Source organism: Streptomyces sp. NPDC020681, from assembly GCF_044334895.1.
In the GTDB taxonomy this organism is placed as follows: domain Bacteria; phylum Actinomycetota; class Actinomycetes; order Streptomycetales; family Streptomycetaceae; genus Streptomyces.
On record NZ_JBIRTX010000005.1, the window covers coordinates 557,797 to 583,970 of the forward strand.

General features: G+C 69.7%; 26 protein-coding genes. 9 read left to right on the forward strand and 17 right to left on the reverse strand.

Translation table 11 applies throughout. From position 1 onward, the window contains the following. Window positions 1-50: 50 nt before the first annotated feature. A complete protein-coding gene (locus ACH4YL_RS15550; protein WP_398507818.1) occupies window positions 51-608 on the forward strand; it encodes a hypothetical protein in 558 nt (185 codons plus the stop codon). A 64-nt stretch (window positions 609-672) separates the two neighbouring features. On the opposite strand, the gene ACH4YL_RS15555 is transcribed toward ACH4YL_RS15550, so the two are convergent. Beyond that, entirely contained in the window at window positions 673-1,284 is a 612-nt protein-coding gene (locus tag ACH4YL_RS15555) for a TIGR03086 family metal-binding protein (protein WP_398507819.1), read from the reverse strand. 63 nt (window positions 1,285-1,347) lie between these two features. Between ACH4YL_RS15555 and ACH4YL_RS15560 the strand changes: the two genes are divergently transcribed. Further along, window positions 1,348-2,262 carry a DUF6597 domain-containing transcriptional factor gene (locus tag ACH4YL_RS15560; RefSeq protein WP_398507820.1) on the forward strand — a complete coding sequence of 305 codons (915 nt, stop codon included), beginning with the start codon at window positions 1,348-1,350 and terminating at the stop codon, window positions 2,260-2,262. A gap of 37 nt (window positions 2,263-2,299) precedes the next feature. Here ACH4YL_RS15560 and ACH4YL_RS15565 read toward each other — a convergent pair whose 3' ends face one another. Next, window positions 2,300-2,920 carry a hypothetical protein gene (locus tag ACH4YL_RS15565; RefSeq protein ID WP_398507821.1) on the reverse strand — a complete coding sequence of 207 codons (621 nt, stop codon included), beginning with the start codon at window positions 2,918-2,920 and terminating at the stop codon, window positions 2,300-2,302. 110 nt (window positions 2,921-3,030) lie between these two features. Here ACH4YL_RS15565 and ACH4YL_RS15570 point away from each other — a divergent pair, with 110 nt between their 5' ends. The 3 genes from ACH4YL_RS15570 (at window position 3,031) to ACH4YL_RS15580 (ending at window position 5,289) form a co-directional block, all read left to right on the forward strand. Beyond that, the gene (locus ACH4YL_RS15570) at window positions 3,031-3,561 is read left to right on the forward strand and encodes a GNAT family N-acetyltransferase (RefSeq protein ID WP_398507822.1); all 531 of its coding nucleotides are present in this window, start codon (window positions 3,031-3,033) and stop codon (window positions 3,559-3,561) included. A 126-nt stretch (window positions 3,562-3,687) separates the two neighbouring features. Further along, the gene (locus ACH4YL_RS15575; protein WP_398507823.1) at window positions 3,688-4,542 is read left to right on the forward strand and encodes an NmrA family NAD(P)-binding protein; all 855 of its coding nucleotides are present in this window, start codon (window positions 3,688-3,690) and stop codon (window positions 4,540-4,542) included. A gap of 12 nt (window positions 4,543-4,554) precedes the next feature. Beyond that, on the forward strand, window positions 4,555-5,289 hold the full coding sequence (locus tag ACH4YL_RS15580; protein WP_398507824.1) for a Mut7-C RNAse domain-containing protein: 735 nt from the start codon (window positions 4,555-4,557) through the stop codon (window positions 5,287-5,289). Between the two features lie 41 nt (window positions 5,290-5,330). Here the strand turns inward: ACH4YL_RS15580 and ACH4YL_RS15585 are convergent, their stop codons facing one another. After that, on the reverse strand, window positions 5,331-5,813 hold the full coding sequence (locus ACH4YL_RS15585) for a MarR family winged helix-turn-helix transcriptional regulator (RefSeq protein ID WP_398507825.1): 483 nt from the start codon (window positions 5,811-5,813) through the stop codon (window positions 5,331-5,333). A gap of 41 nt (window positions 5,814-5,854) precedes the next feature. Next, window positions 5,855-6,427, reverse strand: coding sequence for a TetR family transcriptional regulator (locus ACH4YL_RS15590; protein ID WP_398507826.1), 573 nt, complete (start codon window positions 6,425-6,427; stop codon window positions 5,855-5,857). A gap of 115 nt (window positions 6,428-6,542) precedes the next feature. Here ACH4YL_RS15590 and ACH4YL_RS15595 point away from each other — a divergent pair, with 115 nt between their 5' ends. Beyond that, on the forward strand, window positions 6,543-7,949 hold the full coding sequence (locus ACH4YL_RS15595; RefSeq protein ID WP_398507827.1) for an FAD-dependent monooxygenase: 1,407 nt from the start codon (window positions 6,543-6,545) through the stop codon (window positions 7,947-7,949). Between the two features lie 23 nt (window positions 7,950-7,972). Here ACH4YL_RS15595 and ACH4YL_RS15600 read toward each other — a convergent pair whose 3' ends face one another. Then, window positions 7,973-8,680 (reverse strand): AAA family ATPase, encoded by a 708-nt coding sequence (locus ACH4YL_RS15600; protein WP_398507828.1) that lies wholly within the window; start codon window positions 8,678-8,680, stop codon window positions 7,973-7,975. 54 nt (window positions 8,681-8,734) lie between these two features. Then, window positions 8,735-9,214 carry a hypothetical protein gene (locus ACH4YL_RS15605; RefSeq protein WP_398507829.1) on the reverse strand — a complete coding sequence of 160 codons (480 nt, stop codon included), beginning with the start codon at window positions 9,212-9,214 and terminating at the stop codon, window positions 8,735-8,737. 105 nt (window positions 9,215-9,319) lie between these two features. Here ACH4YL_RS15605 and ACH4YL_RS15610 point away from each other — a divergent pair, with 105 nt between their 5' ends. After that, entirely contained in the window at window positions 9,320-9,655 is a 336-nt protein-coding gene (locus tag ACH4YL_RS15610) for a YnfA family protein (protein WP_398507830.1), read from the forward strand. A gap of 63 nt (window positions 9,656-9,718) precedes the next feature. Then, the gene (locus ACH4YL_RS15615) at window positions 9,719-10,492 is read left to right on the forward strand and encodes an SDR family NAD(P)-dependent oxidoreductase (RefSeq protein WP_398507831.1); all 774 of its coding nucleotides are present in this window, start codon (window positions 9,719-9,721) and stop codon (window positions 10,490-10,492) included. Window positions 10,493-10,542: 50 nt separating this feature from the next. Here the strand turns inward: ACH4YL_RS15615 and ACH4YL_RS15620 are convergent, their stop codons facing one another. The 3 genes from ACH4YL_RS15620 to ACH4YL_RS15630 form a co-directional block, all read right to left on the reverse strand. Next, the gene (locus ACH4YL_RS15620) at window positions 10,543-11,292 is read right to left on the reverse strand and encodes a hypothetical protein (protein WP_398507832.1); all 750 of its coding nucleotides are present in this window, start codon (window positions 11,290-11,292) and stop codon (window positions 10,543-10,545) included. Between the two features lie 27 nt (window positions 11,293-11,319). Further along, window positions 11,320-12,195: a hypothetical protein gene (locus ACH4YL_RS15625; RefSeq protein WP_398507833.1), complete on the reverse strand. Its 876-nt coding sequence runs from the start codon at window positions 12,193-12,195 to the stop codon at window positions 11,320-11,322. Window positions 12,196-12,337: 142 nt separating this feature from the next. Then, a complete protein-coding gene (locus ACH4YL_RS15630) occupies window positions 12,338-13,648 on the reverse strand; it encodes a DUF2254 domain-containing protein (RefSeq protein ID WP_398507894.1) in 1,311 nt (436 codons plus the stop codon). 180 nt (window positions 13,649-13,828) lie between these two features. On the opposite strand from ACH4YL_RS15630, the gene ACH4YL_RS15635 reads away from it, so the two are divergent. Then, the gene (locus ACH4YL_RS15635) at window positions 13,829-15,727 is read left to right on the forward strand and encodes a glycoside hydrolase family 15 protein (protein ID WP_398507895.1); all 1,899 of its coding nucleotides are present in this window, start codon (window positions 13,829-13,831) and stop codon (window positions 15,725-15,727) included. A gap of 27 nt (window positions 15,728-15,754) precedes the next feature. Here the strand turns inward: ACH4YL_RS15635 and ACH4YL_RS15640 are convergent, their stop codons facing one another. The 8 genes from ACH4YL_RS15640 to ACH4YL_RS15675 all read right to left on the reverse strand — a co-directional run bounded on the left by ACH4YL_RS15640 (window position 15,755) and on the right by ACH4YL_RS15675 (window position 25,752). After that, a complete protein-coding gene (locus ACH4YL_RS15640; RefSeq protein ID WP_398507834.1) occupies window positions 15,755-17,560 on the reverse strand; it encodes a cation:proton antiporter in 1,806 nt (601 codons plus the stop codon). Next, a complete protein-coding gene (locus tag ACH4YL_RS15645; RefSeq protein WP_398507835.1) occupies window positions 17,557-18,612 on the reverse strand; it encodes a cytochrome d ubiquinol oxidase subunit II in 1,056 nt (351 codons plus the stop codon). The genes ACH4YL_RS15640 and ACH4YL_RS15645 overlap by 4 nt, the downstream gene beginning before the upstream one ends. Then, window positions 18,609-20,090, reverse strand: a complete 1,482-nt coding sequence (locus ACH4YL_RS15650; protein WP_398507836.1) for a cytochrome ubiquinol oxidase subunit I — start codon at window positions 20,088-20,090, stop codon at window positions 18,609-18,611. The genes ACH4YL_RS15645 and ACH4YL_RS15650 overlap by 4 nt, the downstream gene beginning before the upstream one ends. Window positions 20,091-20,125: 35 nt before the next feature. Then, entirely contained in the window at window positions 20,126-20,920 is a 795-nt protein-coding gene (locus ACH4YL_RS15655) for an SDR family oxidoreductase (protein WP_398507896.1), read from the reverse strand. A 197-nt stretch (window positions 20,921-21,117) separates the two neighbouring features. Then, window positions 21,118-22,698 (reverse strand): GMC oxidoreductase, encoded by a 1,581-nt coding sequence (locus tag ACH4YL_RS15660; RefSeq protein WP_398507897.1) that lies wholly within the window; start codon window positions 22,696-22,698, stop codon window positions 21,118-21,120. Between the two features lie 140 nt (window positions 22,699-22,838). After that, window positions 22,839-23,753: a cyclase family protein gene (locus tag ACH4YL_RS15665; protein ID WP_398507837.1), complete on the reverse strand. Its 915-nt coding sequence runs from the start codon at window positions 23,751-23,753 to the stop codon at window positions 22,839-22,841. A gap of 32 nt (window positions 23,754-23,785) precedes the next feature. Further along, the gene (locus tag ACH4YL_RS15670; protein ID WP_398507838.1) at window positions 23,786-25,342 is read right to left on the reverse strand and encodes a gluconokinase, GntK/IdnK-type; all 1,557 of its coding nucleotides are present in this window, start codon (window positions 25,340-25,342) and stop codon (window positions 23,786-23,788) included. Continuing rightward, window positions 25,312-25,752: a hypothetical protein gene (locus tag ACH4YL_RS15675; protein WP_398507839.1), complete on the reverse strand. Its 441-nt coding sequence runs from the start codon at window positions 25,750-25,752 to the stop codon at window positions 25,312-25,314. The genes ACH4YL_RS15670 and ACH4YL_RS15675 overlap by 31 nt, the downstream gene beginning before the upstream one ends. Window positions 25,753-26,174 lie beyond the last annotated feature (422 nt).

Below are 26,174 nucleotides of genomic sequence, written 5' to 3' on the forward strand. Positions count from 1 at the left end.
TCACGATGATCGGGTTGCGCGGCGGGGGCTGCGAGTGGTCGGGTGGAGATATGCATCGCGGTGGCGGACTGGGCGAGGGGACCGACGGTCTGGGTCCTGAGCCTGCCCGGCGGGGAAAACACCGGCGAGGCGACGAGGGCGCTGATGCCACGGGAGGCAGGAGCGGCCGAGTGGGGGTGACCTACAAGTACTTCGGTGCGCCCGACGGTGCCACAGCCGCACGGGTGCCGATTTCGATGCGCCCGGAAGAGCTCGGCGGCGACGAACTCGGTATGAACGGCCTGTTCACCAAGATCAAGCCCGAGACAATAGCCGCGATGGTGCTCACCGGCATCCAGGGCATGCCCCTGCACAAGGTGCCGCCGTTGGAGCTCGTGGTGCTGCACCCCGACTACGCAGTGGTCAAACTCCCGATGACGGTGGTCGACCCGCTCCGCGGCATCGGCGAAGAGTCGGTGGGCGCGGCGGCCTTCATCTGGTCGACGGTCCCGGACAGGGGCGGCCCGCGGGACGCGTTCAACGTCTACCAGCTGCTGCACGAATGGCAGGATTTCAGCCATCGTCTGCATGAGGCGGGGCACCAGCCGTACTGCCTGGTGTGGCCCTGATCCCTCGGCCGTAGGGCGGGGCAGGGGCCCGAAGGACCGGCCCCGGCCCTCGACAACTCGCTACTCAGGGCTCCAGTGCGGGTCCCGATTCAGGGCTCCACTGCGGGTCCCGCCCGGTCAGCGCAAGCACCTTGTCGAAGTCGGAGGCATCCTCCGGCACGGGAACCGGCTCGCCGAAGACCCCGCCCTTGCGCGCCATCGGCGCCATTTCCGCCAGCGCCGGCCCGATCTCGTCGACCACCGCCGGATCAGGTGCGTACTCCTGCCCGGTCGCCCGCGCCAGATCCCAGGCGTGGACGGTCAGATCGCCGAGCACCATGTGCCCGACAGTCCTGGCCGGCAGGCCGAACGTCCCCGTGGTGCCCTCCTCGGCGCCGGGCGCGGCCCATGCCTTCACGAGCGTGGCGGTCTCCTCGGCGAACCGGCTCCGCCAGTCCGCGCCGCCGTCGGTGTAGTGCCGCTCGACGCTGAAGTCGGCGTTCTGCTTCGCCGCCAGCGCCTGGAAGTTGATCACAACCTGGATGAGGTGATCGGCCAGTGCCCGCACGTCGTACTCGGGGCACGGTGTCGGGCCGGCGAGACGCTCGTCGGCGATCCCGCGCACCACGGCCACGGCACGCTCGCCCGCCGAATCGAGCAGCTCACTGATGGGACGGTCACTGCTGATGTTCGTCATGGCCCGAAGGTAGGCACGCCCGCGCCCCTGCGTCTTGAAGAAACGCGACATAGGATCCCCGTCATGGCAGGTCCGCGCCGTGACACCCGCGGCATCGTGGAAGCCCGCGAACTCTTCACGCGGGTTCGTTTCCGCCGCCGCGAGCCCGCTCCGGACCTGCGCCCGTACCTCGAGCACTACTGGCTCATCGACTGGGACCTCCCGGAGCCCTACGCCTCCCATGTGGTGCCGCACCCGTCGGTGAACATCGTCTTCCAGCGATACGGCGACGAGCCCGCGTGGGGCGAGGTCGCGGGGATCGGTCTGGAGCTGTTCACGCAGAAGCTGGAGGGCCGGGGCCGGGTGTGCGGGATCCAGTTCCGCCCGGGCGGCTTCCGCCCGTTCGCGCCGCACCGGCCGGTGTCGGACTGGACGGGCCGGCGGGTACGGATCGAGGAGGCGCTGCCGGATGCCGAGGGCACGGCGTCCGCGCCGGGTGCTGCGGGCGCAGCGTCCGCGCCGGGTGCTGTGGACGCACCGTCCGCGCCGGGTGCGGCGTCCGCGATCATCACTCCCGAGGACGAAGACGCCCGGGTCGCGGCCCTCGACGCCTTCCTCCTCGGCCTCGACCCGCAGCCGGACCCGCAGGCGCTGCGCGCGATGGAGCTGGTCGAACTGGTCCGCACGGACCGCACGATCCGCCGGGTCGCGGAACTGGCAACCGCGGAGGGCGTGTCGGCGCGCTCGCTGCAACGCCTGTTCGCGGCGTACGTCGGCGTCGGCCCGAAGTGGGTCATCCTGCGCTACCGCATCCACGAGGCGCTGGAGCGGGCGGAGTCGAGCGAGTCCCCCGAGGACGGATCCGGATCGGAGTCCGGCCCGGACTGGGCGGCCCTGGCCGCGGAACTCGGCTACAGCGACCAGGCGCATCTCGTACGGGACTTCACGTCCACGGTGGGAGTCCCGCCGACGGCCTACGCCCGCCAGCCTTCTCCGTAGCGATTCTTCCGGCGAGCGCGGGGCTCCGGCGGGCGCATCACCCGGCTCCGGTAACCCCCACCGCCCCCATCCCCCGTCCCGCCGCATACCGCAGCACCCTCAGCGGCCCGTCCAGCAACATCCCCGGCTCGAAGTCCGATCCGTCACTCATCGCCGACAGCCACACGTCGATCCGCGCCAGAACCTCCACCCGTCCCGGGCCCGAAACCGCCAGCGCCGACTCCGCGTGCGGCAGAACCGCCCGTACCTCCGCCGCCGTCAGCAGGAAGTCGCCGAACCAGCCCGGCAGCCTCGCCGAAGCCTCCGCGCCGAGGCCGTAGCAGAGCGCGACCGCCGGATCTCCCTCGCGCGCGGCGGCCGCAAAGACCTGCTCGCCCGACGCGGCACGCAGCAGCTCCCGCCCCGCCTCCTTCATCGCGGCGACCGCCGGCGCGCTCGGCCCTCCGCTCCAGGCGAACGCGGCGAAGCGCCGCGCCGCGGCCGTCGGACCAGGCGTGAAGTACGGCTCGCGGTCGCCGCCGCTGAGCCACCACGCGAGGTCATCGGCGTATCCCGGCGGCACGACCCACGCGCCCTCAAGATCGGCGAACCGCCCCGGCAGCGCGGCGACTTCGGCATCCGGAACGGCGCCGACCATCCACAGGCCAGTGCGGCTCATCCTGCCCACCCCCGATCCCACCCGTGATCCGCTCTCGGTCGTTCTTGATCCGCTCTCGGTCCGTTCTCGATCCGCCCCGATTGTCAGACTCGCGTCCTACAGTGCGTGACATGGAGATCAAAGCATCGGCAGTACGTCTCGAGCCATGGTCCGAGGCCGACTTCGACCTGCTCCGCGCTGCGAACGCGCCGGAGCTGATGGATCACCTGGGCGGCCCCGAATCGGAGGAGCAGCTGGTCACGCGGCACCAGCGCTATGTGGAGCTGAGCGCCGACGGCACCGGCAGGGGCCGGATGTACCGGATCGTGCTGGAGGAGACCGGCGAGGCGGCGGGCACGGTCGGCTTCTGGGCGAAGACCTGGCAGGACGAGGAGGTGTACGAGACGGGCTGGACCGTCCTGCCCGGCTTCCAGGGCCGTGGGATCGCGACGGCGGCCACGCTCGCGGTGGCCGCGGAGGCGCGCACCGAGCACAGACACCGCCATCTCCACGCGTATCCGTCGACCGAGAACGGCCCGTCGAACGCGGTGTGCAGGAAGGCCGGCTTCGAGCTGATGGGCGAGGCCGACTTCGAGTACCCGCCGGGCCATCCGATTCGCTGCAACGACTGGCGGCTGGACCTGCGCGCCCAGGCCCGCTGAGGGCAACCTCACCGAAACCCGCTTGACGAGGATCGCCCTTCCACCGATATTTATCTGCGTGACGCAGCTTCTGTGCCACGTCATGCATATCCTCTCGTGTACCTCCGATCCTCAAGGACCACCTCCATGACCACCCTCGTCACCGGAGCCCGCGGCAAAGTCGGCTCCGCCCTCATCGCCTTCCTCCACCAGGCCGGAGCCCCCGTCCGGGCCGCGTCCGCCGCCCCCGAAAAGCTCGACGAACTCGACCTGCCCGCCGGAGTCGGCGCCGTGCGGTGCGCGCTCAACGACCCGGCGACCTTCCCCGCCGCGCTCTCCGCCGTGACCTCGGTGTTCCTGTACGCCGAGCCGTCCCACATCGACGCCTTCCTCGACGAGGCAGCCGCCGCCGGCGTCCAGCACATCGTGCTGCTCTCCTCCAGTTCCGTACGCGACCGGGACGCCGCCGACAACCCGATCGCCGCCTCCCACCTCGCCGTCGAACAGGCCCTGGCCGCCTCGCCCGTCGAGACCAGCGTTCTGCAGCCCGGGGCCTTCGCGAGCAACGCGCTCCAGTGGCGCTGGGCGCTCGAGTCCGCCGGGGTGATCGACCTTCCGTACCCCGGCAGTTACAGCGATCCGATCCACGAGCGGGACATCGCCGAGGCCGCGTTCGCGCTGTTCACTCAGGAGCGGCTGCGCGGCGCGACGTACCACCTGACCGGCCCCGAGTCGCTCACCTTCACCGAACAGATCGCCGTGCTCGAACGCGCCGTCGGCCGCACCGTCCCCTTCAACGCCGTGACCCGCGAGGCCTGGAAGGAGTCCATGGCCGGATACATGCCGGCCGCCTTCGCCGACGGTCTGCTCAACTACTGGGCCTCGACGGACGGTTCACCGACGCCTCTCACCCGTACCGTCGAGGAGCTGACCGGGCACCCGGCCCGTACCTTCGCCGAGTGGGCGGCCGAGAACGCGGATGCCTTCCGCGCCGCCCGATGACATGCTGGCCGCGTGAACGGACCGGAAATCCATCTCAGCGTCGCGCCTGAGCTGCGGCTCTTCGTATCCGCGGAGCGCCGTCAGGGGCGTACGACCGTGGTCACCGACGGATCGTCGACGCTCGGCCATGTCGTCGAGTCGCTCGGCGTCCCGCTCACCGAAGCGGGCCGGCTGCTCGTCGACGGCCGAGAGGTGGCCGTCTCTCACATCCCCCGCGCGGGTGAGAGCGTCGAGGTGTACGGCGTCGAGCGGCCTCAGGCGGTCCCCGGCGCTCCGCTGCGCTTTCTGCTCGACGTCCACCTCGGCACGCTGGCGCGCCGGCTTCGGCTCCTCGGCGTCGACGCGGCGTACGAGAACGAGGACATCGGCGACCCGGCGCTGGCGACGCTCTCCGCGAAGGAGCGGCGCGTACTCCTCTCGCGGGACCGCGGGCTGCTGCGGCGGCGAGAGATCTTTGCCGGGGCGTACATCTACAGCGACCGGCCGGACGACCAACTCCGCGACGTACTGGAGCGGTTCGCGCCCGTCCTCGCACCCTGGACCCGCTGCACGGCGTGCAACGGCCGGCTGACGGAGGCCGACAAGGACTCGGTCCAGGGCCGGCTGCATCACGGCACGCAGCGCTCGTACGACGTGTTCGCGCAGTGCACGGCCTGCGAGCGGGTGTACTGGCGGGGAGCGCACCACGCCCGCCTGGAGGCGATCGTCGAGGAGGCGCTGCGCGAGTTCGGCGGCGCGGCGGCCTAGGCCCTGCCCAGCCGGTTTCGCCGGGCAGGACACGACTGTTTCTACAGCTCCCCGCCGCGCAGCCGCTCGACCTGCGCGGCGCTCAGCTCCACGGTCCGCCGCATATGGGCGGTGAGCAGCGCGATCTCCTCGTCGCCGTACGCGTCGAACATGGCGTACCAGGAGCCGTTCAGCTTCTGCCACACCTCACCGAACTCCGCCATCCGCTCCGGCACGACCGTCACCAGCACCCGCCGCCGGTCCTCGGCGTCGCGCTCGCGCGTGACGTACCCGGCCCGCTCCAGCCGGTCGACGAGCCGCGTCGCGGACCCGGTGGTCAGCCCGGTCAGCTCGGCGACCCGCCCGGTGGTGACGGGCCCGGGCTCGAGTCCCAGCAGATTGAGGCACTGGAGGTCGGTGGGGTGGAGCCGCAGATGGTCGGCGAGGGCCTGGTTGAACAGGGCGTACGAGGCCATGTAGCGGCGCGAGGCGATGGACAGCTCGTCCATCAGCCGCTTGCGTCCGGCCGCTTTCTTCTGCGTCATGCAGAGATTGTACGGAGCAGAGCCGCTGCCCTTCGTGCCCGTTACGGCAGTTCGGCCGTCAGATAGCGCTGAACCGTCGGGGCCAGCCAGGCGACTACCTCTTCGCGGGACATGTCCACGGCGGGCGGGAAGCGCAGCACATAGCGAGCCAGCGCCATGCCGAGTATCTGCGAGGCGACGAGGGCGGCACGGCGAGGAGCCTCGGCGGGGTCGGGGCAGACGCCGAGGGCAATGGGCCCGAGCTGGGCCTTGAAGATCTCGCGGGCCCGGTCGGCGGCCGCGGCATTGGTGACGCTGGCGCGCAGCAGCGCGGTCAGCACCTCGTCCTGCTCCCACCGGTCGAGGAAGTGGGAGACAAGCACCGCACCTATGTGAGCGGTCGGCAGGGCGCCGACCTCCGGGATGCGCAGATCGAATTCGGAGGCGGCCGCGAACAGCCCCTCCTTGTTGCCGTAGTACCGCATGACCATCGACGGATCGATGTCGGCGTCGCGCGCGATGGCCCGGATGGTCGCGCGCTCATAGCCGTCGGCCGCGAAGCGCTCGCGCGCGGCTTCGAGGATCGCGGCCCTGGTCGCATCGGAGCGGCGCGGCGCGCCGGCGGTTTCCGTCATGCCAACAACTGTAGGCCAACAGGTGTTGACATCGCAAGCCGCTCCGCCCTACCGTTGCCAACAAGCGTTGACCAACAGATGTTGGCCAACAATCGTTGGCATTCAGGAGGCAGTCATGCGCGCCAACCCCGGAACCGATGTGATCGTCGTAGGTGCAGGCCCGACCGGCATGCTGCTCGCGGGCGATCTCGCCGCCACGGGCCTTTCGGTCACCGTGATCGAGCGCCGCCCGCACGAGTCCAGCAATATGACGCGGGCGTTCGGCGTGCACGCCCGCACGCTGGAGCTCCTGGACGCCAGAGGCCTGGCGGACGAGCTGGTCACGACAGGCACACTCATCACATCCCTCCGGCTGTTCCGGCGGCTCTCGCTGGATCTGACCCGGCTGCCCTCCCGCTTCCCGTATCTGCTGATCACCCCGCAGTACGAGGTGGAGCGACTGCTGGAGCGCCGCGCGCTCTCCACCGGTGTCACCTTCCGGTACGACACGGAGCTGACCGGCCTGAGCCAGACCACCGACTCGGTCACCGCCGAAATAGCGGACGCCGACGGAGCGCGAAGCACCCTCCACGCCCGCTATCTCGTCGGCGCCGACGGCGTGCGCAGCGCCGTGCGCACTTCGCTCGGTCTGCCCTTCCCAGGCCGGTCCGTCATCCGCTCCATCGTCCTCGCGGACGTCCGGCTCACGGAGGAGCCCGAGGGTCTGCTCACCGTCAACGGCGCCAACGACGCCTTCGCCTTCATCGCGCCCTTCGGCGACGGCTGGTACCGCGTCATGGGATGGAACCGCAAGCGCCAGGTCTCCGACCGCGAGCCTGTCGGGCTCGACGAGGTGCGCGAGATCGCCCGGCTCGCCCTCGGCACCGACCACGGCATGCACGACCCGCGCTGGATCTCCCGCTTCCACAGCGACGAGCGCCAGGTCCCGGCGTATCGCACCGGTCGCGTCTTCCTCGCCGGCGACGCGGCCCACGTCCACTCCCCCGCTGGCGGCCAGGGCATGAACACCGGCATGCAGGACGCGGCCAACCTCTCCTGGAAGCTCGCCTCGGTCGTCAAGGGCCAGGCCCTCGACCCCGAGGCCCTCCTCGACAGCTACCACGCGGAGCGTCACCCGGTCGGCGCGACGGTGCTGCGCGGCAGCGGCGGGATCGTCCGCCTCGCCATGGCCCACAACCCGCTTCAGCGCGCGGCCCGTTCGCTGATCTCCCGCTTCCTGAGCGCGGTCCGCCCGGCCGCTGCCAAGGCGATGGGCATGGTCTCCGGCATCGGCATCGCCTACGACGCACCGCGCGGCGCCCACCGCCTCACCGGCAGGCGGGCCCCGGATCTGCAACTCGCCGAGGGCCGGCTCTATGAACTGCTGCGCAAGGGCGAGTTCGTGCTGGTGGCTCCGGAGGGCGAGACACCTGCGGCTCCGGCCGCACCGGACAGCGCCGTCCACGCGCATTGGTCCACGAACCGTCGCGGCGCGCTCCTGGTCCGGCCCGACGGATACATCGCATGGGCGACAGACCAATGACCGCCTCCCCGTTCACCGGCCGCCTAGTCGAGGATGTGCCGCAGGTAGGCCTGTGGATCGGCGAGGTAGCGACGCCAGTGGTCGACGACTCCGAGCTCGCTCCAGCCGACCCGCCGCATGCCGTGCTCGCCGACCTCTACGATGTCCGCGCCTGGCAGAGCAGTGAGCAGCGGAGAGTGTGTGGCGCAGATGATCTGGCCGCCCGCCTTCACCAACTGGTCGACATGGCCGATCAGTTCGAGGCAGGACGAGAAGGAGAGCGCCGCCTCCGGCTCATCCATCACATAGAGCCCGGCGTGGCGGAACTTGCCGCGGAACGCCGCGAGAAAGCCCTCGCCATGGCTGACCGAATCGGGCGCGAACCCCTCACGGTCCAGCGCGTCGAGCGCCGTCTCGGCCCGCAGGAAGAAGCCCTTGCGCGCCGCCCAGCTGGTGGCCATCCGGCGTCCGCGCGGAGCGGCGTCGAACCGCATGAGCTCGCCGAGCAGCGACTTGCCGCGGGGCGAGGCGTACTTCCAGTCGTGCGAGCCGCCGTACGAGTCCAGGCCGAAGCCCTCCGCCAGCGCCTCGACCAGGGTCGACTTGCCCGAGCCGTTCTCGCCGACCAGAAAGGTCACCGGCGCGGTGAAGCGCAGCCCCTCGTCGAGCAGTTGCCGGACGCAGGGCACGGACCAGGGCCAGGCGGCCTCGTCGTAGGAGGCGAGGTGGGCGTACGCGCGTTCGACAATCACCCGCCCAGTGTCCCCGAAGCGCCCGCCCGCGCGCCGGCTTCGACAGCCGCCCGCTCAGAAGACGTACGCGTCTCCGGTCGCCGGCACCAGCACTTCGTGCTCGTTGTTGTCGGGGTTCCGGTCGGTCGCGCCGCCGTTCCAGTGCGTGCCGATCTTCACGATCACCTCGTCCGGCGCGCCCACGGTCCGCAGATCGAGTGCGATCGTGCGGCCGGGGCCGCCCGCCTTCATCGGCCCCGTCGCGCAGAGCACCACGTTCTCGGCGCCCCACAGACACCCTTCCGGCAGCACCTGAGCACCCGCCAGCGGCACGGAGAAGGACAGCTTCAAGGTCGCGTTCACAAGACTCGCCGGGCCATGACTCTCGGGCTCCAGCGAGACCCCGAGCCTCCCACCGGTCAGCGAGACATGACCGTGGTACGCCACATCCGCCTCCGGAGCGATCATCCGGGACGCACCCGCACTCGCTCCCAAACCGACCACCATCACCACTGCCGCCGACACCGCGAGCAGCACCTTGCGCATCAGACACATAAGCCGAAGATACCTTTTATGCCGGTTTGCACCTGAGAGGCCGTCAACCCCGGCGAGTCTCGGCCCCACGCCGTACCGGTACAGCGCCCATGGCACGCTGAGCCCATGCTCGTCGTCCGTTCCGCCGCACTCTTCGTCGTCGCCGCAGTCTTCGAGATCGGCGGAGCCTGGCTCGTCTGGCAGGGCTTCAAGGAGCACCGCGGCTGGATCTGGATCGGCGCGGGCGTCATTGCACTCGGCGCGTACGGCTTTGTGGCAACGCTCCAGCCGCAGGGCGAGTTCGGCCGGATCCTCGCGGCGTACGGCGGGGTCTTCGTGGCGGGCTCCATCGCATGGGGCATGGTCGCCGACGGCTACCGCCCGGACCGCTGGGACGTGATCGGGGCGCTCGTCTGCCTGGCGGGCATGGCGTTGATCATGTACGTACCGCGCAGCCGCTGACCGGCCGCTCCCTGCCCCCGCCTATCCTGGCCGCGTATCGATCACATGCGCGAGGAGTACGACATGACCGCCACTGGGACACCCGGCAACCCCGTCGCCGTCATCACCGGAGCCAGCAGCGGCATCGGCGCGGCCACCGCCCGCGGACTCGCCGCCGCCGGGTACCACGTCGTCCTCACCGCCCGCCGCAAGGACCGCATCGAAGCGCTCGCCGCCGAGCTCACGGGCGCGGGACACCGGGCCACGGCGTACGCCCTCGATGTCACCGACCGCCCGGCCGTCGACGCCTTCGCCGCGTCCCTCGACCGCTGCGACGTCCTCGTCAACAACGCCGGCGGCGCACTGGGCGCGGACGCCGTCGCCACCGGCGACCCCGCCGACTGGCGCACGATGTTCGAGGTCAATGTCATCGGCACCCTCAACACCACCCAGGCCCTCCTCCCCACCCTCACCGCCGGCGGCAACGGCACGGTCGTGGTCCTCTCCTCCACCGCGGGTCTCGCGACCTACGAGGGCGGCGGCGGCTATGTCGCCGCCAAGCACGGTGCCCATGTCCTCGCCGAAACGCTCCGTCTCGAAATCGTCGGCACACCGGTCCGGGTGATCGAGATCGCGCCGGGGATGGTCAAGACGGAGGAGTTCGCGACGACCCGCTTCCGCGGCGACACGGAGCGGGCGGAGAAGGTCTACGCGGGCGTGGCCGAGCCGCTGACCGCCTCGGACGTGGCCGACACCATCACCTGGGCGGTCACCCGGCCACCGCACGTCAACATAGACCTCCTGGTGGTCCGCCCCCGCGCCCAGGCATCCAACTCCAAGGTCCACCGCGAACTCTGATCCCCGGGCCGGGACCGGGCCGGGACCGGGCCGGGACCGGAGCCCCGGGTTCAGATCCCGACGCGGTCCAGTACCGGCAGGAACTGGTCGTAGAAGCCCACCTTGAGCTCGAGGGACCGCTGCTCCACTTCCTTGAAGCAGTCGGTCGAATCCTCGCGGGCCAGGAGTTCGGTCAACCGCGTGGCCAGACGATCGGAGTGCGTGGCGGACAGGAGGGACACGTTGGCGAGCGAGTGCGCCTTGGCGTCATGGACATGGTGCGGGTAGTAGAAGCGTGAGAGGTTCTCGCCGTCGCGCGTCAGCAACGGCGCCATCCGCTCCCACAGCTGCCCGTATTCGATGGAGACCAGGACCTCGCCCCAGAACCGCAGGATCGTCAGCAGCCGCAGATCGGCGTTGTCACGGCGGCCCGCGTCGGCGATCAGCTCAAAGCTGTCGTTGATCGCACTCATCGTCGCCGCCGTCGGCCTCGACTCGACGACGGCCCTCCTGGAGACGCCGAGCCGCAGCAGATCCTCCTTCATGTCCTCACGGTGCGAGGGTGTGTGCCCGAGGCTGTCCGGATACTCCTCGCGCAGGATGACCCGCGCGATCCGCAGCCCGGCCTCGTCACGCAGCAGGTCGATCGCCAGGTCGTAGGACGGGGTGAACGCGAGCGACAGAAAGCGCCGTTGAAGCAGGACCGCCGCGAAGTCGTCGTCCGAGAGCCGCCCGATGTTCGCCAGTACCGGATGCTCCTTGAACCGCTCGATGAGTTCGTCCTCGAACCTGTCCAGTTCCTGCATGACCGTTGCTTGCATGACCGTGATTCTCCAACTCTCCCCGGATCACAGGCGGATGGTGTCGACCGAGGTGCGCCAGTTGCGGAGATCCACATCGCCGCCGATGCTCCACAACGTGTCCAGCTCCCGCTGGACCTCCCTGCCCATCACGGTGTCGCCGCCGTCGATCTCGATCTGAGTGGAGTCGATGGCGAGCTGTCCGTGCAGGAACGAGCTGACCAGATAGTGCTCGTCGGCCTTGTACACGGCGACCGACGGCAGAGAGTTGTACACGCGCACCTGAAGCCGCGCCCGCCCCTCCTCCGGAACGCGCCGGAAGACGGATCCGAGGATGGACAGACACCGTTCGACACTAGCCTTCACGTCCTGCTCGAGGGCGGGATCCCGTACGGTGCGCAACGCCTCGTCGCGCAACCGGGCCACGGGCGACGACGGGTGCAGCAACAGGACGCGCACCTGCACCCGCCGGTCGGCGACGGCCTTCTCCAGCGCCTCCTCGAAGCGGTGAAGGTTGGGTATCCAGGTCTGCAGAATGGTCACTTCCCGGGTGGAGGTCTCCACGAACCTGGTGAACATCTCTTCGGGAAAGCGCCGGTGCACCTGCAGCACGCCGCCGTAGTGCTCCTGCTGGAGCTCGCGGGCGATGCGGTCGATGTCCAGCTTGGAGAGCTGCGTGTTGACATCGGCGTCGAGCCTGGACAACTGCGCGGTGACGTCGTCGAGGACTCTGAGGCGATCGAGCTCCATCAGGAGGAACAGGGTGACGGTGCTCAGGATGAGCAACGTGATCTTCGGAAGTGCGCCACCGGGAGCGAGCTTGTCGAGCCACCCGAAGAGATCCGCGATCAGAACCGCGATGCCGGCCGTGGCCATCAGCGCCAACGCGGCCCGCTCGACCCGGTAGCGAATGCCGCTCCCCATCCCGCAACTCCAGCCTCTGACTCGGCGTCACCGGCGACGACCGTACACCGGGGAACTGCCTGGAAGAGGTGAGTTGTTGGACGACGACCAATACGTGTCCCACGCCTCGCGCGAGCCACCAGAAACGTCGGCACGCGGCGCGCTATTGCTGGGCCCGGTGCTCCCCGCCGATGCCCTGACGGTCGGCCTCCTGCGCGATGGCACGGCGCGCCGGGTCGGTGAACTCCCGCTCGACCGACTCCTGCAGCAGCACCAACTCCGTTCGCACGGCCGGCAGATGTGCCGCCGGCAGGGTGTCTAGCAGGCCTTCGAGCAGTGCGCGGAGCCGTCGGCAGACCTGCATGGACGATGCTCCGTAGTCACGGATCTCGGAGACGGCGAGCTGAAGGTAGTTCTCCCAGTCACGCCCCCGCAGCACGAGCCGCGGCCGGCCATGGCCGTCGGCCAGCACATAGCGGCCGGGCAAGGGCGAGCCGCCGGTCACGTGCAGGAACGACTCGACGTGGTTGAGCACTTGCACCGCGGTCGTGGGGTCGTTCACCGCCGGGGAGAGTGCCCGGATGGCGATGTCGACGAGAATCCGCAGGGCGAAGGCGGGGTCCTGCTCGATGGTGCGCTCGGGCCCGAGGGCGACAAGACCCGTCACCCGATCCGGATCCGGCACAGATCTGCCGCCATGGACATCGGACGCCGATGTGCCGCCGTGGACCTCGACGAGGACGGCGCCGGGCGGTACGAAGTCCCCGATCAGATGGGGCACGACGAAGGTGCAGTCGTGGCGCGCCGCCTCAGCCACCAGCCCGGCGGCGTTGAATGCCTGGATGGCACCGCCGTGTTCGCAGTGAATACGCGCCACCGGGCCGCCGGACGGCACGGGCTTGTCCTGGCGTGGCGCGGCCCGACGGATCGCCAGTGCCCCGCGGGCAAAGACGTCCTCCCCCATGCGTCCGACGAGATCGGCGATGGCCACGGGCCTGAGGTTGTGCGTGAACCGGTTGAGATAGACGAGCAGGAGCAGCAGGCTGACGGCCACCGCCACGCCGGCCAGAGTGACTCCGAGGTCGGGGACGGAGTTCGCCTCGATGCTGCGCAGCAGGGAGAAGGCGAACGCGAACGTCCCGGTGAAGGTGGCCAGCACGGCCTTTTGCAGCCGGTCGCGGTACCACAGGCGCATATATCGCGGGGACAGTGTTCCGGTGGCTTGCTGGACGACGAGAACGCCAATGGTCACAACAAATCCGAGCAGCGCAACCATCGCCCCGACAATGGCACTGAGCACACCGCTCGCCGTGGTCGCCGAATAGCGCCAGCCGCTCGGCGGCCAGTCCGCGCCGTCCGCCGCAATGGCGCATTCGGCAAGAATGACGCCCAGCACGAGTCCGAACAGCGGCACGATCCACAGGCTTGACTTTGCGTACTGCCGCAGCCTGAATACGGACGCCCAGGACATCATGGCGCGCACGTACGAACCCCTTGACTCGAGGAAACCGGTGCTCGGCAGCGGGGCACAGGGCACCCTCCAGTTCCGGCTCGGAACGGCCTTGAATCCACGGTAAGGCCGTTCACGGAAGGGCGCAGCAGCAGGACGTGGCCACCCTGGCGGACGCCCGCCCACTCGGCAGGACCGAGCGTAATTCCGTGCTTAGGCTGGCCCCACGGCACTCGCCGAAAGAGGGTCATGATGGACGACTACCCGCTGATCGAGAACCACGGCCTGATCGGTGATCTGCAGACGGCGGCCCTGGTGAGCACGGACGGGACCATCGACTGGTTCTGCTGTCCGCGCTTCGATTCGCCCAGTGTGTTCGGCGCTCTGCTGGACCGGGAAAAAGGCGGGCACTTCACCGCCAGGCCGTCCGCCAAGACGTACACGACCAAGCAGTTGTATTTTCCCGACACCGCAATTCTGGTGACCCGCTTCATGACCGAGGCCGGCGCGGGCGAAGTCGTCGACTTCATGCCGGTGACCGGGACCACGGCAACCGACCGCCACTGCCTCGTACGCATGTTGCGCTGCGTGCGTGGCAGCATGGCATTCGAGGTGGACATCGCCCCGCGATTCGACTACGGCCGAAAGCCGCACGAGTTGCACATCACCGCGCACGGAGCGGTGTTTGCCTCCGAGGGACTGGAACTGGCCGTCCACCCCGTCCGTGAGCCGGAGGACGAGCGGCTGCTGAGCATGCTCTCGGGAGACCGGGACCTGCATTTCGAGCTGACCCTGCAAGCGGGCCAGCAGCGCGGTCTCATCATGGAGTCGTCGCCCGACGGGCCCCCGCGTGAAATCCGAGTCGCGGAATTCCAGCGGCTTTTCGAGGAAACAATCCACTTCTGGCGGTCGTGGCTCGGCCAGTCCCGTTACTCCGGCCGCTGGCGCGAGGCGGTGGAACGCTCGGCCGTGACACTGAAGCTGATGACGTACGCACCGAGCGGGGCCCTGGTCGCGGCTCCCACGGCGGGCCTGCCGGAGCAGCTGGGCGGCGAGCGCAACTGGGACTACCGGTTCACCTGGATCCGCGATGCCTCCTTCTCGGTGTATGCGCTGCTGGGCCTGGGCTTCAAGGAAGAGGCAACGGCGTTCATCGGCTGGTTGCGCGACCGGGTGAAGGAAGAGGCCCGCAACGACGCCGACAGCACGGGACCGCTGAACGTCATGTACCGGGTCGACGGCTCGTCCGACCTGGTGGAGGAGATCCTGGAGCACTGGGAGGGATACCGCGGTTCCGCCCCGGTGCGTATCGGCAACGGAGCCGCGAACCAGCTGCAACTGGACGTCTACGGCGAGGCGCTGGACAGCATCTACTTCGCCCACCGGCGTGGCATCCAGCTCGACAACAGGGGCTGGACCTCACTGCTCACACTCCTCGACTGGCTGGTCGACCACTGGGATCAGCCCGGCGAAGGCCTGTGGGAGACCCGCGGCGGTCGGCAGAACTTCACCTACGGCCGGGTGATGTCCTGGGTCGCCTTCGACCGCGCTCTGCGGCTCTCGTCGGCGAGCGGCCGTCCGGCACCCCGCGGGCGCTGGATGACCGAGCGGGACAGGATTTACGAACAGGTTCTGGCAAAGGGCTGGGATCGGGAGCGCAAGGCCTTCGTGCAGCACTACGGCAGCGATGTGCTCGACTCCTCGCTGCTGCGCATGCCGACCGTAGGTTTCATCACCCCTGACGATCCGATGTGGAAGTCGACTCTGGACGCGATGGACCGCGAGCTCGTGTCCGACAGCCTGGTCTACCGCTACAACCCCGAGGCGTCGCCCGACGGACTGCGCGGCTCCGAAGGGACCTTCTCCCTGTGCACGTTCATGTACGTCGACGCTCTGGCGCGGGCCGGGCGGACCGATCAGGCGCGACTCGTGCTGGAGAAGATGCTCACGTACGCCAACCACCTGGGCCTGTACTCCGAGGAAATCGACCTGACGGGACGGCAGCTGGGCAACTTCCCGCAGGCCTTCACTCACCTCGCGCTGATCGATGCGGCGATCACCCTGGACACGTACCTGACGCGGGAACGTGAGGCCGGCAAGTAGCCGAGCGGCCCTCGGGAGAGTTCCGCCTCACTGGCCTGACGTGCCTGACGTGCCGGACGTGTCAGACGCACCGGACGTGCCGGACCCCAGCAGTACGACCGTGTCGCCTTCCTGCGGGACGATCCGCTGCTTCTCGGTGACCGGCTCCAGCCTGCGGTTGGCCCGTACGACGAAGAGCGTGTCGTGCTCCGACGGGACTGGAGCGGAGGCGGGCTGAACCACGAAACGGGCTCCGCGCTCGTAGCGCGCGGCCAGGACGTGACGGACCAGCGATCCGCCGAAGAGAATGTCCCCGCCGGTGTAGGGGGCAACGACTCCGTGGCCTTCGTGCGGTGGTCCGACGCGGTAGACGGGGCCCTCGACGTTGTCCTGCATCATGACCGAGGCGAGCGCGTTGAAATCGTCGTCGTCGGTGGCCAGGAACACGGCCGTCACTCCCTCCAGCCGTGCCCCGGGGTTGGTGGCCGTGGCCAGCAGATCGCCCTTGGCCAGCTCGATCCCCGCACCCTTGATCCGCTGCCGCGCCTCCTCGAGCCCCGCCCACATCAGCACGTCGAGTCCGGCGGACCGCAGGGCCCTTCCCATCTCGATCACCCACGGCTCGCCGCCCACCAGGAGAATGCGGGTGCCTGCCGGTTCGACGACGCCCAGCCGTCGGGCCATGGGCGCAGCCGTCAGCGCGTACAGCAGGACGGTTCCCACGATCACCAGAAAGGTGACCGGAAGGATCCTGGCAGCTCCGTCCACCCCCTGGTCGACCAGGCTGGCCGCGAAGGCCGACGCCGTGGAGGCGGCGACGATGCCGCGCGGAGCCATCCACCCGATGAAGCCCCGCTCCCCGAAGGACAGGCCCGACCCTGAAGTGGCGGCGAAGGCTACGAGCGGGCGCACCAACAGGACAAGGATCGCGATGAGGCCGAGCGCGGGAAGAAGTACGGGCACCAGGGAGGCCGGAGTGACGGTGGAGGAGATGGAGATGAACAACAGCCCGATGATCAGCTGAACCAGCGTCTCGAAGAAGGGCCGGCGAGCGGGCATGTCGAATCCGCGGATGTTGGTGACGGCGAGTCCCGTGACAATCGCGGCGATGAGCCCCGTGTCGTCCCGGACGATGTCGCAGCCCGCCGACACGGCGATCACCGTGGCCAGTTGCGCCAGCGTGCCGAGCGTCTCACCGAGCCGCAGGGTACGCAGCGTCAGCCACAGCAACGCGGTTCCCACGGCTCCGCCGACCAGACCGACGGCCATGCTGATGGCGAACTGGCCCAGCTGGTATCCCCGGCCGATGTCGATTTGGTGCGTCGTGGCAATGGCGTGGAAGACGAGTGCTCCGAGGATGCCGCCGATCGGGTCGGTCAGCGTCCCCTCCCAGATCAGGATGCGTCGCACCTTGTCCTTCGGGCGCACAAATTCGAGCAGCGGACCTACGACTGTCGGCCCCGAGACGACGAGGATCACGCCGAGCATGCAGGCCACTCTGAGCGGCATGTCGAACATCGCCGGTGCCACCGCCGCGGTGACCAGGAACGTGACAAGGACACCGAGCAGCAGCAGCCTGCCCACGATCCAGCGCGTGTGACCGGTGAGCTTGCGCAGATTGAGCCCCAGACCGGCGTCGTAGAGAATCACCGCGACCGACATGGACACCAGCGCGGAGAACTCCTCTCCCACCAGCTTGTCCGGGTGGATCACATCCGTCAGCGCACCGGCGGCGAACCCGACCGGCAGCAGGAGGATCAGGGCCGGGACGCGCAGCTTGCTCGCCAGGATCTGCGAGGCGGTGGCGAGCACCACGGTCAGCCCGAGGCCGAGAAGGATCTCGTCGTCGGTCACAGCGGCTTCCCTTCAGCACCGTCACTGTCCGTACCGCCGCTTCGCAGGTCCGCGTCGGTGAGTTCCTCCAGTTCGCCGTGGGTGTCCAGCCAGTACAGAAAGGCGACGGCCGGCACGACGATGACCACGGCGACCAGCGTGACGAACGCCAGCCAGGTCAGCGTGGCGGGTGCGCCCGCGCCGTCGGCCACGGTCAGCGAGGTGGGGATGAGGTAGGGGCGCTGCGCCATGCCCCAGGCGATGATGGCGGACGCGACGACCCCGACGGCCGCGACGCGAGCCCAGTTGCCCGGCGTCCGCAGCAGCCACGCCGTCACGAGCGTCGCCACCCCGGCCAGGACGACGAAGAACAGCCCGAGGCCGTGGGTGAGTCCGTGCCACACATGAGGAGCGTCTTCATGCGTGACGAACATCGTGATCACGGCCAGCACGGCGAGCACGGCGAGACTGGCCAGCGCGCGTCCCCGGAAGTAGCCGACCAGATCGGGCGCTTCGAAGCGGCGGGCGTCCCCGGCGAGGAACACCGCGCCGAGGAAGGCGGTGGTCGCGATGGCGACCAGTCCGAACATGACGGAGGTGGGGCTGGACCAGGCGTCCGCCGAGGCCTCGGTACCGGGCGCCACACGGCCCGAGGCGACACCGCCGACGGCCGCGCCGAGAAAGAACGGCGTGACGAGCGAGGCCACGGCGAACACCGCACCGTAGAGCCGCCGGCCGACGAGCCGCCGGGCGGGCTTGCGGAAAGCGAAGCCGGCGCCGCGCAGGACCATGCCCACGGCGGCCAGCGCCAGCGGGAGCCACATCGCGGAGAACACGGTCTGGAACAGCGTCGGGAAGCCGGTCCACATGATGACGAAGATGAAGATCAGCCAGACGTTGTTGACCTCCCACACGGGAGCCATGGCGTGGTCGATGAGCCACCTGGGACGCTTCCCGCGTTCCGCGTTCCCGGCGGTCAGATCCCAGAAGCCGGCGCCGTAGTCGGTGCCGCCCGCGCAGGCGTACGCGGCCACTGCGAGCAGCAGCACCACGGCGATCAGGTCGGCGGTCACGGCCGTCCGTCCCCGGGCGGGGCGGCTCCGCCGCCGCGGGCGGCGGCGTCCCCGGCAGGGACAGGTGCCCGCGGCCCGTACGGGGTGTCCGTCTCCGGTGCCTCGCCCGGGCGTCCGGCGGCCCGCTGTTCGTCGGCGAGCCGCCAGCGGGTGCGCATCTTGAGCAGGACGGCGAGGAGCGAGCCGAAGATGAACACGTACACCACGATCACCACGCCCAGCATGATCCACAGGCTGGTGGAGCGGGTCGAGGTCACCGCCTCGGAGACCCGCATGTTCTGGTAGACGATCCAGGGCTGGCGTCCCACCTCGGTGGCGATCCAGCCGCATTCGACGGCCACCACCGAGGCGACGCCCGCGCAGGCCGCGCTGCCGTAGAACCACTTGGAAGCGGGAAGCCGGCGGTGCCGCAGCCAGACCAGGCCGTACCAGAGAGCGAGCAGCACCAGTACGGAGCCGATCACGACCATGAGGTCGAAGGCCCAGTGGGCGATGGTCGCCTGAGTGGCCGTGGGCCGTTCGTCCGCCGGGACGGAGGTCAGGCCCACCACCTTGGTGTTCGGGCTGAATCCGGCCAGGATCGAGTCGAGCAGCGGGACCTTGATGCCGCCCGAGACCGATCCGTCCGGGTGTAGTCGGCCGAACAGGTACTCCGGTACGCGGGTGTCGGTCTCCCAGACGATTTCCAGGGCCGCGAACTTCACCGGCTGCTTGTGGAACACGGAACGGGCGATGGAGTCGCCCAGCACGAACTGCACCGGCGTGGCTACCGCGGCGATGGTGAAGGGAACGGTGAAACCGAGCCGGTGGTAGTGGTCCCGTCGGCCGCGCAGCCAGCCCACGGCGTAGACACCGGCCACCACATAGCCCGCGGTCAGCAGCATCGCCACGACGAAGTGCCAGTACTGCGGCCCGAACATCGGAGTGAAGATCGCCTTCCAGATGTTCACGTCGACCGGATTGCCGTCGGAGTCGAGGGAGAACCCCTGCGGGGTGTTCATCCAGGAGTTGGCGGCCAGGATGCCGAACGCCCCGAGCAGCGCGGTCGCCGGGAGCGGCAGCGCGAGCAGGAAGTGCGTACGGGGCTTCAGCCGCCGCCATCCGTACAGATAGATGGCGATGAGCACGGCTTCGAGGAAGAACGCCCATGCCTCCACGCCGAATCCGATGCCGAAGACATCACCCCACCTGCCCATCAGGCCCGGCCAGAGCAGCCCGAACTCGAAGGAGAGCACCGTGCCGGTGACGACGCCGACCGCGAACTGCACCGCCATGACGGCCGACCAGCGCCGCGCCAGCAGCAGGGCGGTGGCGTCCTTGCGGCGCAGCCCGCGGTAGTGCATCACCAGGGTGATGAAGGGCAGCGCCACGCCCAGGGGCACCAGGATGATGTGGGAGGCCAGGGTGAAGGCCATCAGCTCCCGGGCCGGCAGCAGTTGGTCCGGGGCGTCCGCCAGCAGACGGAGCGAGGTGTGCATAGACGCCTTCACTGTTCAGGACGTACAGGAGAAGGTCAGCCGCCGGTGGCGAAGCCCGGGAAGAGGGTCATGCCGCCGTCGACGTAGAGCGTGGTCCCCACCACGTAGTCCATGAGGTCGGAAGCGAGTGCGACAACGGCGTGGGAGATGTCCTTGGGGTCGCCGATCCGGCCGTACGGGATCAGCCTCAGCAAGTCCTGCAACGCCTCGGGCGTCTCCCAGGCATCGCGGTTGATCGGCGTCCGGATGGCTCCGGGGGCGACCGCGTTCACTCGGATCTTGTGCGGTGCGAGCTCCTGGGCCAGGGTCGCCATCATCATCCGCACGCCGCCCTTGGACGAGGCGTAGTTGACGTGGCCGGACCAAGGGATGAGCTGGTGAACCGAACTCATGCAGACGATCTTCCCGGCCGAGGAGGACACCTCGGGTACGACCCCACGGCGGCGGAACTCCTTGGTCGCCTCCCTGGCGCACAGGAACTGGCCGGTGAGGTTGACGTCGATGACCTTCTGCCACTGGGCGAGGGTCATCTCGGTGAGCGGGGCGTCGCGTTGCAGACCCGCGTTGGCGACCAGGATGTCGATCGTGCCGAATTCCTGGACCATCCGGTCCATCATGGCGACGACCTGGTCCTCCTGGGACACGTCCGCCTCGTAGGCCGCAGCGCGCACTCCGAACGAGGTGATCTCCTCGACCACCTTCTCGGCTTCCTCGCGGCCGGCCACGTAGTTGACGACCACATCGGCGCCCGCCCGGCCGAGACCGATGGCCGTGGCCTTGCCGATTCCGGAGTTGGCGCCGGTGACCAGTGCCTTCTGGCCCTTCAGCAGTTGTGTCGGAATCACGCCGTGTGGTGCGCCCGATGCGGAATCCACGGTGTCCTGCCTCCTCGCTGCGCGGCCCCGGTCCGCCCGGCCGCAGCCGGCCGGACCCGGGCGTCACGCAACCACCGGCCGCGGCCGGTGGCAGGCAGGCGAGCCGCTGTTGGGCCATTGGGCGGGCGTACTTCGCCCGGTCGGCCCAGCGGTCAGTTCAGTCGGGCGAGGATGTGGTCGCCGACCCGCAGAGCGTTGGCCATGGCCGTCAGAGACGGGTTGACCGCGCCGATGCTCGGAAAGAAGCTCGTGTCGACGACGTAGAGGTTGTCGAGGTCGTGGGCCTTGCAGTTGACGTCCAGGGCGGAGGCGGCCGGGTCGGTGCCGAACCGTGCGGTGCCCGCCTGGTGCGCGGTGGCGCCGATCGGCATGCCCTTGTGGAGATAGATGCTGTGGGACAGCATCCGGTGCTCGTGCATGCCCAAATGACCGAGCATGCCCTGGAGTTTGTGCCTCAGCCGCTTCAGACCTTCGACGTTGCTCGTCTCGTCGAGGGCGAGGTGGATACCGCCGTCGCCGTCCAGCGTGACCCGGTTTTCCGGCAGCGGGAGGTCTTCACCGCACAGCCAGAAGTCCACCGCGTGATGCGCCAGCACCTCGAACGGCATGTCCGGAGAGACCGCTCCGGCCCAGCGCGGGGCTTCGCCGTGGATCTGCTCGGCGTCCGACTTGCCCAGCATCTGGATGCCGCCCAGCGGGAACTCCCAGTCGTCCGCGCCGAGGTACCAGTCGTGCAGAGCGAGGGTCTTCTGAAACTGGGTGTCGTTGGGTTCCTTCGAAATGGCCATCAGGGCCAGGTTGTTGTGCCGCATGTAGTGGCGGCCCACCACGTCGGAGCTGTTCGCAAGGCCTCGGGGGTGCTGGTCGTTCGCCGAGGCCAGCAGCAGGGCGGCGGAGTTGACCGCGCCGCACGAGACGACCACGACGTCCGCCGCGAACCGGACCTCCGAGCCGTCGGCGAGCCGGGTGACCACCGCGTTGACGCTGCGCCCGGTCGCGTCGGTCTCCAGCCGGACCACATGGGCGTTGGTGATCATCTCGACGTTGGGGTGCTGGAGGGCGGGTTCCACGCAGATCACCTGGGCGTCGGACTTGCCGCGCACCAGACAGGGGAAGCCGTCCACCCGGTTGCAGCGGATGCAGACGCTGGAGTGGGTGGCCCGCCCGTTGCCGTCCTGGCTGAGGTTGACGCCGATCGGCAGATGGAAGGGGTGCAGACCGTGCTTGGTCAGATCGTCGCTCAACTGCTGGATGCGCGGCTCGTGTTCGACGGGCGGGAAGGCGTACTGCGCGCTCGCCGGACCTTCGCCGGGGTCCTCGCCGTGCCGTCCGTGCACGAGATAGAGGTGCTCGGCCTGGGTGTAGTACGGCTCCAGTTCCTCGTACTGGATCGGCCAGGCGGGCGAGAGTCCGCCGTGGTGACGGATTTCGCCGAAGTCCTCGGGCCGCAGCCGGAAGAGGGCGGCGCCGTAGAACTTGGTGTTTCCGCCGACGTAGTAGTTGACCTCGGGCGGGAACTCGTTGCCGTGTTTGTCGAACCAGAACTCCGGGGCCCGGTACTTGCCCTTCACGAACACGGCGGTGGAGTCCCAGTTGTCCCGTTCACGCGGCAGGTAGTCGCCGCGTTCGAGCAGGAGTACCCGTTTGCCGGAGGGGGCGAGCCGGTGGGCGAGGGTGCCGCCGCCGGCGCCGGTACCGATGATGATGACGTCGTAGTGGGAGGTGTCGCCCACAACGACCACCGTCCTTGCGCTCACGGCCCTGACTGGCCCCAGGACCTGTCACTCCGCGCCGCGGAGACCATGCCTTCCCACCCATTCGAACGTATCCGCCCTCCCGGTGAACGGCGACCGGACAGCCCTCAGGGCCCCGCTCACAGCACGGCGATCGGGTTCACGGGAGAGCCCGTGGCGCCTGGCAGCCGCAGCGGGGCGACCACGCACAGAAAACTCCAGCGGCCCGCCTGTTCGCAGACCGGGGCCAGCTCCTCGAACTGCAGGTAGTCCATCAGATGCACTCCCATGGCGTGCATGGCCAGTACATGTACGGGGAACGCGATGTCCGCCACCGCGCTGGGGGCGGTGTCGTTGTTGCCGTCCGAGCCGAGGACCGCGATCTGCCGCTCGGCGAGGAACCCCAGCGCCGTCGGATGAAGGCCCGCCCGAGCCTGCGCCGTGTTCCACGCGCCGAGTTCGCCACGCCGGCGGCGGTGACCCACGCGGACGAGCAGCAGGTCCCCCGGTCCGGCCCGGACCCCTTGGGCGGCCTCCGCCGCGGTCAGGTCGCCGGCCGTCACATGGTCGCCGGGCTCCAGCCAGGGCACGCCGCGCAGCCGCGGGATGTCCAGCAGCACGCCTCGGCCGACGATGCCGTCCCGGACCACGTCCAGGGAGAGCGAACGGGCGCCCTCGGGCGTCACACTGCTCGCCGGCACCCCGTTGAACAGCTCGCCGTCGAACAGCACATGGCAGAGCGCGTCGAGATGGCTGTCCGCGTCCCCGTGCACGTTCATGGCGATCCGGTCGAGGGCGAAGTGCAGTCCGTCCGCCTCGATGTCACCGGCGGCGGGTCCGGTCATCCAGTGGTGCGCGGGCTCGGGGTTGTCCGGGCCGGGCCGGGTCTCGACCGGCGCGGCCAGGGACACGGTGTGCCCGAGCCGGACCTCGGCGGCGGCTGCCGCGACCCGCTCGGGCGTCAGGTGGCCGAGCGCTCCGGGCCGGTCGCCGGGCCCGGTCCTGGCCCCGTCGCGCAGTCGCCCGTACAGCGCCCGGAAGTCCTCCGTGGTCATCCGCTGCGTCTCCGACGGAGGCGGAGGGGAGGTCATGCGGAGCCCCACGGGCTGAGGCCCCACCGCAGCACATGGCCGGCGCCCGGCTCCAGGACGGCGAGATCGGTGCCGCTGCGGAAGGCGTCCGCCGGACAGGACATGGCTTCCACCGCGACACCTCGGCGCCGCCGCTCGGGCTCGGCCAGTGTGTCGCCCGTGTACACCTGCACATACCGGGTGCCTTCGCCGAGCCACAGATCGGTGCCGCGCAGCCCCGAGGGATGTGCCAGCCGTACGACGGCCCGGCCCGCGTAGTCGCGGTCGAGTCCGGTGAAGGCGGTGTCCAGTTGCAGATCGCCTATGGGGCGGGCGGTGCGGAAGTCGTACGCCGTGCCGTCGACGGGCTCCTGCCCGGCCGGCCGGCCCTCGTCGTCGGTGAGCAGCCGGTACCGGGCGGGCACGGTCAGCAGCGCCGTGTCGACCAGGCCGGTGCCGACGGTCAGATACGGGTGCTGGCCCACTCCGTACGGTGCCCGAGTGGTCCCCGTGTTGGTGGCGGAGACGACGACTTCCAGCCCTTCGGGTCCCAGCCGGTACTCGGTGCGGACCTCCAGCAGGAAGGGATAGCCCGGCTGCGGAAAGAGCGTGGTGCCCACCCTCACCGCGTCGTCGCCGCAGGCGAGCAGCCGCCACGGCGTCCAGCGGAGCAGACCGTGGATCGCGTTGTGCTTCGCCGGTCCGGTCAGCGGCAGTTGCAGGTCCCTGCCGTCGAACCGGTAGCGGCCGCCGCCCACCCGGTTGGGCCAGGGGACGAGCAACTGCCCCCGCCCGCCGGTGATGGGCGAGTCTGCCGCGAATCCGTCCAGCAGCGGCCGGCCGTCCACCTCGTAGTGGCGCAGGGCCCCACCCAGCTGGACCACGACAGCCCGCTGCCCGCCGTGGCGCAGCTGCCACTGCTCTCCTGTCGGGCCGGCGGTCATGCGCGTCTCCTCGGGCGGTACGTGGTGGACGGCGGCCCCGGAGGCGGTCTCCGTACGAAGCAGCGACAGCACCGCCGCGACGACGGCCTCCGGCGGCTGGTCGATCTCCACCACCAGCGGATGTTCGTCGGGCTCCGGCTCCTGGAGCTCCGCGAACTGGCTGTCCAGCAGGCCGGCCGGGAAGAAGTGGCCGCGCCGCGCGGCCAGTCGGGAGTGGATCAGCTCGCGCGAACCGTGCAGGTACACCAGGCGCACTCCGGGCCGTCCGCCCAGGAGCTGGTCGCGGTAGGCGCGCTTGAGCGCGGAACAGGTGACGACGGCCGGCTGACGGGCCGCGATCTCACGGTCCATCCAGACGCCGATGGCGTCCAGCCACGGGCCGCGGTCGGTGTCCGTGAGGGGCTGACCGGCGGCCATCTTGGCGCGGTTGGCCTCGGAGTGGAACTCGTCCGCGTCCCGGTGCGGCCAGCCGAGCCGCTCCGCGAGGAGCTCCGCCACCGTGGTCTTGCCCGATCCCGAGACACCGACGACGAGGACCAGGGCCGTGGGCCGCGCGGCGGGCGCGTCACGAGCCGGAGCCGCCGACGACGACCCGGACGTCAGCGCTCCTTGGGACCGGGTGCCGCGCACAGCGCCCAGATGACGAGGCCGTCGATCGCGATGAGCACGATCGCCCAGAACGGCGTGTAGGGCAGCCACATGAAGTTCGCGATCATGCTCAGACCGACCAGCACCACGCCGATGACTCTCGCCCAGGTGGCGCCTCTGAACAGGGCGAGCCCGGTGAGAACGATCACGGCGCCGAGGATGAGATGGATCCAGCCCCATCCGGTGAGGTCGAACTTGTAGACGTAGTTGCGCGTGGTGACGAACACGTCGTCGTTGGCGATGGCGGCGATGCCCGCGAACAGCGTCATCAGCCCGCCGAAGACCATCAGTACGCCGGCGAACACCAGCCAGCCGCTGCCGATCGTGAAGCCGCTCTTCGCCGGACCGGGGGCAGCCTCGCCGGAGCGGGCTCCGCTCACATGACTCGTCATGACACGCTCCTTCGTGTCGTACGGCCGGTCCGCCGGACGTTCCCGCACGGCTGACCGGATACCTCCAATCTCGACCCAAGATCCCGGCCGCGCACGTCGGCGGCCGGCTCGTGCCTGGCAGGTCTGTCCGATCGGAGAAGGGGTGCGGAGGGCGGCGCGGAAGGCCGGTGCGGAAGGTCCGGCGCGGAGGTCCGGTGCGGCCACCAGAGCCGCCGCGCCTGGTCACGCTCGTGATCCGCTGCGTGTACTCCGCGTACTGGCCCCGGACAGCGCCTGGTGAGTACGAACCGGAGCTCGGCACGGAACTCGCCCAGGTCAGGAACGGGCAGGACGCCGATGCGGGGCCCGGCGGCGGCGATGATCAGATCCTGCTTGGTGAGCCATCGCCGGTAGCTGGCGGGCTTGCTCACGCCGGCCCGCGC